The organism is Sphingopyxis sp. BE235 (assembly GCF_031457175.1).
In the GTDB taxonomy this organism is placed as follows: domain Bacteria; phylum Pseudomonadota; class Alphaproteobacteria; order Sphingomonadales; family Sphingomonadaceae; genus Sphingopyxis.
Genome location: NZ_JAVDWC010000004.1, coordinates 229635 through 243140, shown reverse-complemented (window position 1 = coordinate 243140; position 13506 = coordinate 229635). Strand labels below are relative to the sequence as shown.

Annotated in this window: 8 protein-coding genes; 4 read left to right on the top strand and 4 right to left on the bottom strand. The window is 65.6% G+C overall.

Going from position 1 to position 13506, the window contains the following annotated elements; translation table 11 throughout:
• Positions 1-24: 24 nt before the first annotated feature.
• The 3 genes from J2X38_RS17485 to J2X38_RS17475 are packed head-to-tail and all read right to left on the bottom strand — an operon-like array spanning position 25 to position 5840.
• On the bottom strand, positions 25-1449 hold the full coding sequence (locus J2X38_RS17485) for an efflux transporter outer membrane subunit (protein ID WP_310255883.1): 1425 nt from the start codon (positions 1447-1449) through the stop codon (positions 25-27).
• Positions 1446-4652 carry an efflux RND transporter permease subunit gene (locus J2X38_RS17480; RefSeq protein ID WP_310255882.1) on the bottom strand — a complete coding sequence of 1069 codons (3207 nt, stop codon included), beginning with the start codon at positions 4650-4652 and terminating at the stop codon, positions 1446-1448. Before J2X38_RS17480 ends, J2X38_RS17485 begins: the two co-directional genes overlap by 4 nt.
• A 6-nt stretch (positions 4653-4658) precedes the next feature.
• A complete protein-coding gene (locus J2X38_RS17475; protein WP_058539369.1) occupies positions 4659-5840 on the bottom strand; it encodes an efflux RND transporter periplasmic adaptor subunit in 1182 nt (393 codons plus the stop codon).
• 354 nt (positions 5841-6194) lie between these two features.
• Here J2X38_RS17475 and J2X38_RS17470 point away from each other — a divergent pair, with 354 nt between their 5' ends.
• The gene (locus J2X38_RS17470; protein ID WP_310255880.1) at positions 6195-8804 is read left to right on the top strand and encodes a TonB-dependent receptor; all 2610 of its coding nucleotides are present in this window, start codon (positions 6195-6197) and stop codon (positions 8802-8804) included.
• Between the two features lie 101 nt (positions 8805-8905).
• Positions 8906-10585 (top strand): hypothetical protein, encoded by a 1680-nt coding sequence (locus J2X38_RS17465; RefSeq protein ID WP_310255878.1) that lies wholly within the window; start codon positions 8906-8908, stop codon positions 10583-10585.
• 3 nt (positions 10586-10588) lie between these two features.
• Here the strand turns inward: J2X38_RS17465 and J2X38_RS17460 are convergent, their stop codons facing one another.
• Positions 10589-11638 (bottom strand): LacI family DNA-binding transcriptional regulator, encoded by a 1050-nt coding sequence (locus J2X38_RS17460; protein WP_310255875.1) that lies wholly within the window; start codon positions 11636-11638, stop codon positions 10589-10591.
• A gap of 171 nt (positions 11639-11809) precedes the next feature.
• On the opposite strand from J2X38_RS17460, the gene kduI reads away from it, so the two are divergent.
• Together kduI and kduD are read left to right on the top strand one after the other, a co-directional pair.
• Positions 11810-12652, top strand: coding sequence for a 5-dehydro-4-deoxy-D-glucuronate isomerase (kduI, locus tag J2X38_RS17455; protein ID WP_310255870.1), 843 nt, complete (start codon positions 11810-11812; stop codon positions 12650-12652).
• A gap of 93 nt (positions 12653-12745) precedes the next feature.
• Complete coding sequence (gene kduD, locus J2X38_RS17450) at positions 12746-13498, top strand: 2-dehydro-3-deoxy-D-gluconate 5-dehydrogenase KduD (RefSeq protein WP_310255869.1); 753 nt, start codon at positions 12746-12748, stop codon at positions 13496-13498.
• The last annotated feature ends 8 nt before the right edge of the window (positions 13499-13506 follow it).

The following is a 13506-nucleotide window of genomic DNA, read 5'->3' as shown; positions in this document are numbered from 1 at the left end:
CGGATCAAGTCCGGGGTGACGAAGCTATTGGGGTGTAGGCGCGGCCGAACCCGCGCTGCTGTCGCCGCCCAGCGTACGGAACAGCGCGATTCGCGTGCTGACGAGCAGCAATTGCGTCCCGACCTCGCTCCGCCGCGCCGAATAGAGGCTGCGCTGCGCGTCGAGGCTGGAAAGGAAGCTGTCGACGCCGCCCTTGTAGCGCGCGTCGGCGAGCGTTGCGGTGTCGGTCGCGGCTTCGGTGTTCGCCGCCGCGGCGCGGGCGCGCTCGGAAATCGTGCCCTGCACCGCGAGCGCGTCGGCGACCTCGCGGAACGCGGTCTGGATCGCGCCTTCATAGCCCGCGAGCGCGGCGTCGCGCTGCGCTTCGCTGACTGCAACACCCGCGCGGCGGCCGCCGGCGTCGAAGATCGTCGCGGTCGCGTCGCCGCCCGCCGACCAGTTGAACGACCCGCTGTCGAACAGGCTGCCGAGGGCATTGCTGGCAAAGCCGAGCAGCCCGGTGAGCGAGATCGACGGGAAGAGCTGCGCGCGCGCGACGCCGATGTCGGCGTTGGCGGCGCGCAGGCCATATTCGGCCTCGATCACGTCGGGACGGCGGAGCAGGATTTCGGAGCTGACCCCGGCGGGCAGCGACACGATCGCCGGCGTCACTTCGGTCAGGCTCGCGGGCAGCAGCGTCCGGTCGACATCGCCGCCCACGAGCAGGCGGATGAGATTCTCATCCTGCGCGAGCGCGGTCCTTTGCTGCGCGATCGAATCCTCGGCGGTCGCGAGGATCTGCTCGGCCTGGCGCAGATCGGTGCGCGGCGCGACGCCGCCGTCGAGCCGCGCCTTGGTCAGCCGCACGCTCTCGCGCGCATTGGCGGCGGTGTCCTCGGCGATTTTGAGCAGATCGCGGTCAGCGCCATAGGTCGCCCATGCGTCGGCGAGATTGGCGATCAGCGCTAGCCGCACGGTGCGCGACGCCGCCTCGGTGCCGAGCGCGCGATTGCGGTCGGCTTCGGTCGCGTTGGCGAGCTTGCCGAACAGGTCGAGTTCGAAAGCGGTGATGCCGCCGCGCAGCGAGAAATCGCCGCCGCCTCCCGCACTACCCGTGCCGCCGCTGCCGCTTGAATCCGAATAGCCCGCGCCGGCGCTGATCCCGAGCTCGGGGAATTGCCCCGATCGCGTGACGCGCACCTGCGCGCGCGCCGCGGCGACATTGGCGTAAGCGACGCGAAGGTCGCGATTGTTCGCGAGCGCCTGATCGGTCAGCGATTGCAATCGCGGGTCGGTGAAGACGCTTTTGTACGAGAGGATCGGCAGCGCCGCCTCGCTCTGGAGCAGATAGGCGTCGCCGGCGGGCCAGCTTTGCGGGACGGGCGGCGCCGGCAGCACCGTCTTCGGCGCGAGCGAGCAGCCGGCGAGCGCGAGCGTGCTCGCCATCAGAAGGGCGCGGGCGTGGATCATGCCGGCACCTCCGCCGGGTCCGTATCTCCGCCCTTGTTCTTGCCGAAGCGCGCGCGCGCCGCCGCAAGACCGTCGCGCACGCCGCGGCGGACGAGGACGAAGAAGAGCGGGATGAAGAAGATCGCGAGGAAGGCGGCGGTGAGCATGCCGCCGATCACCGAGGTGCCGATCGCGACGCGGCTGTTCGCACCCGCGCCGGTCGCGATCGCGAGCGGCAGCACGCCGAAGATGAAGGCAAAGCTCGTCATCAAAATCGGGCGCAGGCGGATGCGCGCGGCGGCGATCGCGGCCTCGATCACGCGTTTGCCTTTGCGCTCTTCCTGCTCGGCGAATTCGATCATCAGGATCGCATTCTTCGCAGCTAACCCCATCGTCGTGAGCAGACCGATCTGGAGATAGACGTCGTTTTCGAGCCCGCGCAGATTGACGGCAAAGATCGCGCCGATCAGCCCGAGCGGAATGACCAGGATCACCGCGAGCGGGATCGTCCAGCTTTCATAAAGCGCCGCGAGGCAGAGGAAGACGACGAGCAGCGACAGGCCATAGAGCAAGGGCGCCTGTCCCGACGAGAGGCGCTCCTGATAGGAGGAGCCCGACCAGGCGACGCTGGTGCCGGGGATCTCGTTTGCCATCCGCTCCATCTCGTCCATCGCCTCGCCCGAACTGGTGCCCGGCGCGGGCTGGCCCGAGATTTCGAACGCGGGCACGCCCTGGAAGCGCGAGCTGCTGCTCGGCGTCGTCGACCAGCCGGTCTTGGCGAAGGCGGAGAAGGGCGACATTTCGCCGTCGGCCGAACGGACATACCATTGGCCGAGGTCTTCGGGCCGCGCGCGATAGGGGGCGTCGCCCTGGACATAGACGCGCTTGACGCGCCCCTTGTCGATGAAGTCGTTGACATAGCGTCCGCCCCATGCGGTCGCGAGCGTCGAATTCACATCGGCATTGTCGATGCCGTACGCCGTCAGCCGCTGCGTATCGATGTCGATCTTCAGCGTCGCGACGTCGGGAAGGTCGGACAGGCGCACCGAGGTCAGCTTCGGATTCGCATTCGCCGCGGAAAGCAGTTTTTCGCGTGCTTCGGCGAACTCTTCGCGGCTCATCCCGCTGCGGTTCTGAAACTGCATCGTGAAGCCCGACGAATCGCCGAGCCCGCGCACCGCGCCGGGGACGAGCGCAAAGATCTGCGCGTCGCGGAGGCCGCTCAGCGCCTTGCGCGCGCGTTCGGCGATCGCATCGGCGGTATTCTCCTTGCCCGGGCGGTCGTCCCAATGGGTGAGGTTGACGAAACCCTGGCCGGTGTTCTGCCCCGAAGCGCCACCGCCGCCGCCGCCCGCGATCAGAAACAGCGCCTGCGTATTCGCCTTTTCCGCTGTGAGCATATATTTTTCGATTTCGTCGCGCACTTCGAGCGTACGCGCCTGCGTCGCGCCCGCGGGCAAGCGAAATTGCACCGAAACGCGTCCCTGATCCTCGTTGGGCAGGAAGCCGCTCGGCAGGCGCAGGAACAGGACGACGAGCAGGACGAGCAGCACCGCGTAGATGCCGAGGAAGAGCCATTTGCGGTCGACGACCTTGGTAACACTGCCGACATAACGGTCGACCGTGCGGTCGAACCGCGTGTTGAAGCCGGTCTTGGCGCGTTCGAGGAAGGCGTGGACGCGCGGGAAGCGCCCGCCCTCGGCGGGGGCGCCATCGTGGTTCTTCGGCTTGAGCAGCGTCGACGTCAGCGCGGGGCTCAGGATCAGCGCGACGAGCACCGACAGCGCCATCGCCGACACGATGGTGACCGAGAACTGGCGATAGATGACGCCCGTCGATCCGCCGAAGAAAGCCATCGGCAGGAACACCGCCGACAGCACGAGCGCGATCGCGATCAGCGCGACCTGCAGTTCCTTCATCGACTGGATTGTCGCGTCGCGCGCCGACATGCCGGGATTTTCTTCCATCAACCGCTCGACATTCTCGACCACGACGATCGCGTCGTCGACGAGCAGCCCGATCGCGAGCGTCAGCCCGAACAGGGTGAGCGTGTTGATGCTGAACCCCAGCATATAGAAGATGGCGAAGGTGCCGAGCAGCACGACGGGCACCGCGATCGCGGGGATCAGCACCGCGCGCCAGCTTTGCAGGAAGACGAACATCACAAGGATGACGAGCAAAATCGCCTCGAACAGCGATTTTTGCACTTCGCTCACCGACAGTTTGATGAAGGCAGTCGAATCATTGGCGTAGCTGTAGGTCAGCCCGTCGGGGAAATCGGCGGCGAGCTCCTCCATCCGCGCCTTGACCCGGTCGGCGGTCTCGAGCGCGTCCGAGCCCGGCGACAGCGAAATCGACATGCCCGCGCCCGGATGGCCGTTGATCCGGCTGACGACGGCATAGCTTTCGGCGCCGATCTCGACGCGCGCGACATCCTTGATGCGCACGCTCGACCCGTCGGGCAGCGTCTTCAGCACGATATTCTCGAACTCGGGCACGGTCTGCATCCGCGACTGCGCGGTGACGGTCGCGTTGAGCATCTGGCCCTGCGGCGCGGGGAGGCCGCCGACGTCGCCCGCCGCGACTTCGCTGTTCTGCGCGGTGATCGCCGAAATCACGTCGCTCGGCATCAGTGATACCGCGGCGAGCCGCTGCGGATTGAGCCAGATGCGCATCGCGTGCGGCGCGCCGAAGATATTGACCTCGCCGACCCCCTCGACGCGCGACAGCGGGTCCTGGATGTTCGACGCCATATAGTCGGACACGTCCTGGTTCACGCGCGTGTTCGTCGAATCGTAAACGCCGACGAGCAGCAGCGTGTCCGAGTTCGACTTGGTGACGCGCACGCCCTGTTGCTGCACCTGTTGCGGCAGGCGCGAGACCGCCGATGCGATCTTGTTCTGGACCTGCACCTGCGCGATGTCGGGGTCGGTGCCCTTTTCGAAGATCGCGGTGATGTTCGCCTGTCCGCGCGAGCTCGATTGCGAGCTGAAATAGAGCAGGCCGTCGATCCCGGTCAGCTGCTGTTCGAGCACCTGCGTGACGCTGTTCTCGATCGTTTCGGCCGACGCGCCCGGATAGGAGGCGCGGATATTGACCTGCGCCGGGGCGATGTCGGGATATTGCTCGATCGGCAACGAAAAGAGCGCGCCCGCGCCGCCGAGCATGACGATGATCGCCAGCACCCAGGCGAAGATCGGCCGGTCGATGAAAAGGCGCGACATAAGAGGCTACTTGCCCTTGGCTTGGGCGTCGCCGCCCTTCGGAGCACCGACGCGCTGCGCGCTGCTCGCGGGCACGGGGCGGATCGGCGCCCCTTGCCGCAGATTGCCGATGCCCTGCGTGATCACGCGGTCGCCGGGTTTCAGCCCGTCGGTGACGACCCAATTGGCGCCCGAGGTGCGGTCGGCGACGATCTTGCGCCGCGCCGCCTTGTTGTCCTTGCCGACAAGATAGACGAAGGCCGACCCGTCGAAATCGCGCTGCACCGCGGCCTGCGGCAGCAGGATCGCGGTCGGGTTCACCGCCTGGTCGAACAGCGCGGTCACAAACATGCCGGGCAGCAGGATGCCCCTGGGATTGGGGAAGCGCGCGCGCAGTGTGACGGTGCCCGTCGCCTCGTTGACCGTGACGTCGGAAAACTGGACGACGCCGGCAAAGGGGTAGGCGCTGCCATCCTCCATGCGCAGGCGCACCGAGGTGCTGCCCGCGGTGACCCCGCCGCTTTCGATCGCCTGGCGCAGCGTGGTGAGCTCGGCGCTCGACTGCTGCATGTCGACATACATCGGATCGGTCTGCTGGATCACCGCGAGCGGGCTCGCCTGGCTCGCGCTGACGAGCGCGCCGGGGGTCGCGAGGCTGCGGCCGATGCGGCCGCTGATCGGCGCGGTGATCGTCGCAAAACGCAGGTTAATGCGCGCGGTTTCCAGCGCGGCGCCATTCTGCGCGACCGCGGCGCGCGCCATCCGCGCCTGCGCCAGCGCGTCAGTGTAATCCTGCTCGGCGACCGCCTGCATCTTGGCGAGCGGTTCGAGCCGCCGCGCGCGTTCGTCGGCGGCCTGCGCGCTCGCGCGGGCGCTCGCGAGGTTCGCGGCGGCCTGGTCGACCCCCGCCTGATACAGGCTCGCGTCGATCTGGTAGAGCGGCTGGCCGGCGCGCACAAAGCCGCCTTCGGTGAACAGGCGGCGGCGGATCAGGCCATTGACCTGCGGGCGCACTTCGCTCGTCTCGAACGCGACGGTGCGTCCGCCGAGCGACGAGGTCACCGGCACCGGCTCGACCTTGACGGCGACATAGCCGACCTCGGGCGCGCCGCGGCCATTTTTGCTTTCATCCTGACCCGAGCAGGCGCCGAGCGATAGAGCCGCGGCACACAGCACTCCGGTCAGCGACAGCGACCTTTTGTCCAGCATAGTTGGTTGTTCTCGTATCGGTTCGCCGGGAGGCGGGGGAGGTTGCGTCCTTTCAACCCATTGGATTGCGCCATGCAAGCGCAATGCGGGCGATGCGACAAATTACGACAATTTTTCTACCGCGGCCCATCGCCACCCGAGTTGTCATACAAGAGGGCAGTTGTCATACAATTTTTGCTTGACATGGGCCCGGCAATTCCCGCATCATTCGTGACACCGGTTACCAATGCCGGGCAACGAAATAGAAACGGGAAGGCGGCTGGTGCGGCCACACAGGCTGGCCATCAGGCGCAATCTCCATGGGAAATCATTGGCGAGCAGGCGACAGGCCGCCGCCGGCGTGGGAGGATGAAGATGGCTATTCAGGCAAGGCGGGGCGTCCGGACATTGGCGAAACTGGCAGGCGGGGCGTCGTTCGCGGCGCTAGCGCTATCGCCGGCCCATGCGCAGGATGCGGCGGCTCCGGCCGCCGATGACGCGATCGTGGTGACCGGTATCCGGGCGTCGCTCGAACGCGCCGCCGACATCAAGCGCGAAGCCGATCAGGTCATGGACGTCATCACCGCCGAAGACGTCGGCAAGCTGCCCGACGCCAACGTCGCCGAAGCGCTGCAGCGCGTCACCGGCGTTCAGATCACCCGTGTTTTCGGCGAAGGTCAGTCGGTGTCGGTGCGCGGGCTGCAGCAGGTGCGCGTCGAGGTCGATGGCCGTACGCTGCTCGGCTGGTCGGCGCGCCTGTCGCCGCCCGAAAATGACCAGCTCGGTCGCTCGTCGGGGCTCGATTCGGTGCCCTCCAGCCTGTTCGGCCGCCTCGAAGTGCGCAAATCGCCGCTCGCCAGCAATGCCGAAGGCGGCCTCGGCGGCACGGTGAACCTCGTCACGCCGAAGCCGCTGAGCTTCAAGGAACCGACAATCTCGGTCCGCGCGCAGGGCGTCTATTCGGAAAATTCGAAAAAGTTCGAACCCGCGATCACCGGTTTTGCGACGACCAAATTCGCCGATGGCCGCATCGGCGTGATGATCGCGGGCGAGTATCAGAAGCGCACGTCGATGACGCAGACGTTCGAGCGCAACAATTTCCTGGGCCGCACCTACACGGGCACCGGCGGCGGCATCTTCCCGACCCCGGTGCTGCTGCAATATGAGCAGTTCACCGTCGACCGCTCGCGCCTCGGCCTCAACGGTGCGATCCAGTTCGAGGTGACGCCCGAGTTCACGATCACCGCCGACGCGCTCTATTCGAAGCTCAAGACCGGCCGCCGCCAGGACTTTTTCGCCTTCCGCCTGCCGACGGGCACCAATCCCGTCACCAATCGCGTCGTCGAGGATGGCATGGTCGTCGCGGGCAACGCCAACGGCACCGTCACCACTGCGGGGCAGATCCGCAACGAGCCGACCGAAAGCTTCCTCTATGGGCTCAACGGCAAATATGAGGGCGACAACGGGCTGACGATCGAGGCCGACGGCTATTACAGCAAGGGCACGATCGACCAGACGATCCAGATCATCACCTTGCAGGGCACCGCCGCGGTGCCGGGTGCGTTCGATTTCCGCGACACGACGATCCCGTCGCTGACACTGACCGGGCCGTTCAATCCGACCAACTATGCATCGTACAACCCGGCGACGAACGGCGTGCGCAGCAACCGCCTGATCGGCCTGCTCGACGAATATACGGGCAAGCTCGACGTCAGCTACGAAACCGGCGGCGTCACGATCGCCGCGGGGGTTCGCTATACCGACCTCCATGCGCGCTCGAACGCGTTCCGCAGCCAGGTCACGCCGACCCGCGCCGAGATCGAGCCCTATCTGAAGCTCGTCGATGCGGGCGATTTCCTGTCGGACATTCCTGGAACCTTCCCGCGCAGCTTTTTGAGCACCGCGCCGACCTTCGACTATGTCTTCACCCGCGCGCAGGCGGCCGAGCCCAATTCGAACGCGAACGGGCGTTCGACGCTGCTGCCCAATCTGCAGCGCGACTATGACTTCAGCGAAAAGACGCTCGCCGGTTACCTGATGGTGTCGGGCGAGGGCGAGATTGCCGGCATCCCGTACAAGGCGAATGCCGGGGTGCGCATCGCGTCGACGCGGTTGTCGGTCGATAGCTATGTCAACGTCGGCACCGTCAGCCGGCTGGTCAACGACAAGAATCGCTACACCAATGTGCTGCCGAGCGCGAACATCGCGTTCAATGTCACCGACGATTTCCTGATCCGCGTGTCGGGGTCGCAGACGATGCAGCGCGCCTCGATCGCCGACCTTGCGCCATCCACCTTCTTCAACGCGACGAACCTGTCGGTCACCGGCGGCAATGTGAATCTCGAACCGCCGATCTCGACGCAGGCCGATGTCAGCTTCGAATATTATACGGGCAAGAGCTCGCTGATCTCGGGTGCGGTCTTCTATAAGGATGTGAAGAATTTCATCGCGAGTTTCGTCACCACCGGGGTCGACACCAACCTCGACCCGCAGGGCCGCGAACTGACCTTCTCGCGCCCGGAGAACCTCTCAAGCGCGAAGATCAAGGGCTTCGAAATCGGTATCCAGCAGTTCATGGATTTCCTGCCTTCGCCGCTCGACGGCTTCGGGGTGATCGCGAATTACACCTATTCGGATTCGGAGGACAGCGCGGGCTTCCCGCTCGTCGCGGTGTCGAAGAACAGCTATAATCTCGTCGGCCTGTACGAGAAGGGGCCTTTCTCGGCGCGTATCGCGTACAACTACCGCGACGAGGCGGTGTTCGAATTTTCCGAAGGGCGGCCGAGTTTTGTCGGCTCGCGCTCGCAGCTCGATGCGCAGGTCGGGGTCGACATCACCAAGAATATCGCGCTGTCGCTGCAGGCGCAGAATCTGATGCCGAAGAAATCGGCGACGACCGAGTATAGCAATTTCAACACAACCGCGCTCAACAGCTATGCCTTGTCCGAACGGCGTTTTTCGGTCGGCGTGCGCGCGAAGTTCTAAACGAGGTCCCCGGCATGGCGGCGCCCCCGACTTTTACTGGGCGCGCGCCGCCATGCCAAAGGGGGTAATCCCAAACGGGGCCGCAGGGAGTGTATCGGGTTATGATTTCGGGTGATCGGCGTGCGCGCCTCGTTTCGGTTCTGGCGCTCGGCGCGGCGCTGACTTTCCCCTTGCAGGCGCAACCGGCGAAACTGCCCAAAATCCTCTCCGACCCCGCGACAACGGCGGCGAACCCGCTGCCCGATTTCAGCTATGCCGGCTATGGCTTCGGGTTGGCGCCGATCCCCGCCGATGCGGGGACGATCGTCGACGTCACCGACTATGGCGCGATCCCCGACGACGGGCTCGACGATAGCAAGGCGGTGCTGCGGGCGCTCGCCGCGGCGAACGCGGTGAAGGGCAAAGTGACGCTGCGTTTCCCCAAAGGCCGCACGCAGATCACCGAGGTGCTGCGCATCACGCGCAGCGATATCATCCTCGACGGCGCGGGCAACGGGCCGGGCGGCAGCGAGCTCTGGTTCCCGCGCCCGCTGAAGCTCATCGACCAGAGCGGCGATTATGACGAGCTGCGCGCCTATATGGTGCGCGAGAAGAAGCAGCAGGTCGAGCCCGAGCATAATATCGACTATCTGTTCACCGAATATACGTGGGCGGGCGGGATGATCTATGTCGCGCCCGCGGGCAGCCGGCCGGTCTCCTATGACGGGACGAAGGATGTCCGCGATCCGGTGCTCGCGACCGGGGTTTCGGGCAAGCAGTTCGCCCGCACGCTGACGGTCGATGATGCGTCGAAGCTCAAGGTCGGCGATGTCGTGCAGCTGCAATGGTTCTCGCTCGACGGGCCGAACAGCCAGATATTGAAATCGCTCTATGGCGATACCGACCTGCCGATCGGCTCGCATCACTGGAGCTTCCCGAACCGGCCGGTGGTCGCGCAGGCGACGCGCGTTGTCGCGGTGCGCGGCAAGACGGTGACGCTCGGCGACCCGCTGCTCCACGATGTCCGCGCCGACCAGCCGGCGGTGGTCGCCCAATGGAAGCATCTGTCGAACGTCGGCATCCAGAATCTGCGGCTGCAATTTCCCGAGGCGCCGTCGTTCGGCCATCATCTCGAGCAGGGCTATAACGGCATCTATATGACCGGCGTCTTCGACGGCTGGGTCCGCAAGCTGACGATCGACCGCGCGGACAGCGGCATCCTCACCGACAATGCCGCGAGCCTGACGATCGCCGACGTCACCACCACCGGCGACCGCCGCGCGCATTATTCGGTGCATGTCGGCGCGGTGCACAATGTGCTCGTCAAGGATCTGAAGGTCGCAAATCCGGTCGTTCACCCGGTCAGCATCAACACGCGCTCGACGCGCTCGGTGTTCCTGCGCTCGGTCGTCGAGAAAGAGGCGATCATCGACCAGCACAGCGGGTCGAACCACCAGAATCTGTTCGACGCGATCGAGATGCACATCGATCCGAAACAGGGCAAGGACGGCTGGCATTACCAGCTGTGGGTCGGCGGCGGCGCGCCCTACTGGAAACCCGGGCACGGGCTTTACAACACGCTGTGGAACGCGAAGCTGGTAATGGCCGAAAGCGCGCCCGCCGATGCGACGGTCGCGATCACAAGCGGACTCGAAGGCCCCGGCGAACGGATCGTCGGGCTGCACGCGAACCGCAAGATCGCGGTCAGCTACACCCCCGCGCCCTATATCGAGGGCACGGGGCAGGCGGTCGCCGCGGTGCCGTCGCTCTACGAATATCAGCTCGCCCGCCGGCGCCGCTGACCCTTATTTCGTCGAAGGCGGCGCGACCGACTGGCGCTCGACGAAGGTCGAGGCCAGAACCGCGCCCTCGGCGACCTTGGTCCCCGGGGCGAGAAAATCGGGCACGAGCGTTTGCGCGGCGCGGATACCCATCTCGTGAATCGGCCAGCGGACCGTGCTGAGCGCGGGCCAGATATGCGTCGCGGTCGGGCTGTCGTCGAAGCCGATGATCGAAAGCTGCTCGGGCACCTTCACGCCCTTGCTGTGCGCGACGCTCATCACGCCGGCCGCCATCTCGTCGTTCGAGCAGAAGATCGCCGTCGGCGGGGCGGCGAGCGACAGCAGGGCTTCGCCGGCCTCGATGCCAGCGGTATAGCGGTAATTGCCGGGCGCGTTGAATGCTGGAGGAAGGTCGAGTCCGGCCTCGCTCAGCGCCTCGCGGAAACCTTCTTCGCGCTCGGCGGCCGAACGGAAGCCGACGGGGCCACGCACGAAACCGATGCGGCGATGGCCGAGCGCGATCAATCGGCGCACCGCTTCGGAGACGACCTCGCGATCGTTCGACGAAATGCAATGCTTCGCATCGTCGAGCGGCGCCGATCCGACGCGGACATAACGCACGCCCAGATCCTCGCAGAGCGCGGCCAGATCGTCATTCTCCGAAATCGGCGGCAGCAGCATCGCGCCGATCGGCCGCTGTTTTTCCAGGAACGTGCGTACATCGTCGAGCAGCTTGTCCGACCCGCGATCGACGGGGCGGACAAGCAAAGCAAGGTCGCTGTCCTTGATCGCGTCGAGCACGCCGCGCTGGAAGTTGAGCACGGTCTGCGCGTTCGGATTGTCGTGGAGCAGCGCGATCAGGAAGTTGCGGCGAAAGGCGAGCGCGCGCGCCTGCGGATTGGGGACGAAGCCCAATTGTTCGATCGCCTTTTCGACCGCGGCGCGCGTCTTGTCGGTCAGGAATTCGGAGCGGTTGATCACCCGGCTCACGGTCTTTTTCGACACCCCCGCAAGCGCCGCGACGTCGTTGATCGTCGGCTGCTTGCCCCCCGGCCCCTTGGTTTGTGCCGCCATATTCGCTCTTTCCCCTGCAAGCCTCTGGCCCGGCTCGCGCTTTGCAATGCTGATGGGCGCTCGAAAGCGTAAAATCAACCGCCCGGCGGGGGCGCCAACACCTCTTGACACCGGTTACCATCAAAACTAGCAAGGCGGCAAGCCAGAAATCTCAGATGAGGATGCGATCCCATGTTTTCCAAGACCTATTACGCCACCCATCCCGTGATGATGGAGGAAGTGTCGAACGCCGAGCTGCGCGATCGCTATCTGATCCAGAACCTGTTCAGTGAAGGCGAGTGCGTCCTCAACTACACCCATGCCGACCGCTTCGTCATCGGCGGCGTCGCCGTGGGTTCGGCGCCGGTCAAGCTGCCCGCGCAGAGCGAGCCGCCGTCGGCCGCGGGCCACCCGTTCCTTGAACGCCGCGAGCTCGCGATCGTCAACGTCTCGTCGGTGGAAGGCACCGTCACCGTCGATGGCGAGAGCTTCACGCTCGGCAACAAGGATTGCCTCTATGTGACGATGGGCGCGAAGGACGTCGAATTCGCCGGTGAAGGCGCGCGCTACTATCTGGCATCGTGCCCGGCGCACAAGGCGTTCACGACGCGCAAGCTCGGCATCGCCGACGCCAATGCGCTCGATCGCGGCAGCCTCGCCGAATCGAACGAACGCACGATCTTTCAGCTCGTCATTCCGGGCGTGTGCGACAGCGCGCAGCTCGTCATGGGGCTGACCGTGCTCAAGGAAGGCAGCGTGTGGAACACGATGCCCCCGCACATCCACGAGCGCCGCAGCGAGATTTATTTCTATTTCGAACTCGACAACGTCGACACCGACCGCGTGATGCATTTCATGGGCGAGGGTGAAGCCACCCGCCATATCGTCATGCAGAATGAGGAAGCGGTGATTTCGCCGCCCTGGTCGATCCACATGGGCGCGGGCACGAAATCCTATGCCTTCATCTGGGCGATGGCGGGCGAGAATCAGGATTATACGGACATGAACGTCCTCGACATCTGCCAGCTGTCGTAATCCATTCATCGTCACCCCGGACTTGATCCGGGGTCCAGACTACGCCGCTGAAATGGGTGCCGGATCAAGCCCGGCATGACGAAGGGTAGGAAGATGAAGATGTTCGATCTCACAGGAAAAGTCGCGCTCGTCACCGGCGCCAACACCGGCATCGGGCAGGGGATCGCGCTCGCGCTCGCCGAAGCGGGCGCCGACATCGCCGCCGCGGGCCGTTCACCCGCCGACGAGACCGTCGGCAAGGTGCGCGGGCTGGGCCGCAAGGGCGAGAATTTCGCCGCCGACCTGTCGAGCGTCGGCGCGGTGCAGCCGCTCGTCGATGCGGTGCTCGCCGAGTTCGGGCGCATCGACATCCTCGTCAACAATGCCGGGATCATCCGCCGCGCCGATGCGGTCGATTTCACCGAGGCCGACTGGGACGCGGTGATGGACACCAATTTGAAGACGCTCTTCTTCCTCTGCCAGAGCGTCGGCCGCCACATGATCGCGCGCGGCAGCGGCAAGATCATCAACATCGCCTCGATGCTGACCTTTCAGGGCGGCATCCGCGTGCCGAGCTATACCGCGTCGAAATCGGGCGTCGGCGGGCTCACCAAGCTGCTCGCGAACGAGTGGGCGGCAAAGGGTGTGCAGGTCAACGCGATCGCGCCCGGTTATATCGCGACGAACAACACCGCCGCGCTGCAAGGCGACGAGACGCGCAACCGCCAGATTATGGAGCGCATCCCCGCTGGACGTTGGGGCGACCCCGCCGACATCGGCGGCGCCGCGGTGTTCCTCGCGTCACCGGCGTCGGATTATGTGCAGGGCCATATCCTCGCCGTCGACGGCGGCTGGCTCGCGCGTTAGCCTCGCGC

What these genes read in the sequence shown, in the direction of transcription:
- J2X38_RS17485 (WP_310255883.1), bottom strand. Translation starts at nt 1,449, where the DNA reads ATGATCCACGCCCGCGCCCTTCTGATGGCGAGCACGCTCGCGCTCGCC.
- J2X38_RS17480 (WP_310255882.1), bottom strand. Translation starts at nt 4,652, where the DNA reads ATGTCGCGCCTTTTCATCGACCGGCCGATCTTCGCCTGGGTGCTGGCG.
- J2X38_RS17475 (WP_058539369.1), bottom strand. Translation starts at nt 5,840, where the DNA reads ATGCTGGACAAAAGGTCGCTGTCGCTGACCGGAGTGCTGTGTGCCGCG.
- J2X38_RS17470 (WP_310255880.1), top strand. Translation starts at nt 6,195, where the DNA reads ATGGCTATTCAGGCAAGGCGGGGCGTCCGGACATTGGCGAAACTGGCA.
- J2X38_RS17465 (WP_310255878.1), top strand. Translation starts at nt 8,906, where the DNA reads ATGATTTCGGGTGATCGGCGTGCGCGCCTCGTTTCGGTTCTGGCGCTC.
- J2X38_RS17460 (WP_310255875.1), bottom strand. Translation starts at nt 11,638, where the DNA reads ATGGCGGCACAAACCAAGGGGCCGGGGGGCAAGCAGCCGACGATCAAC.
- kduI (WP_310255870.1), top strand. Translation starts at nt 11,810, where the DNA reads ATGTTTTCCAAGACCTATTACGCCACCCATCCCGTGATGATGGAGGAA.
- kduD (WP_310255869.1), top strand. Translation starts at nt 12,746, where the DNA reads ATGAAGATGTTCGATCTCACAGGAAAAGTCGCGCTCGTCACCGGCGCC.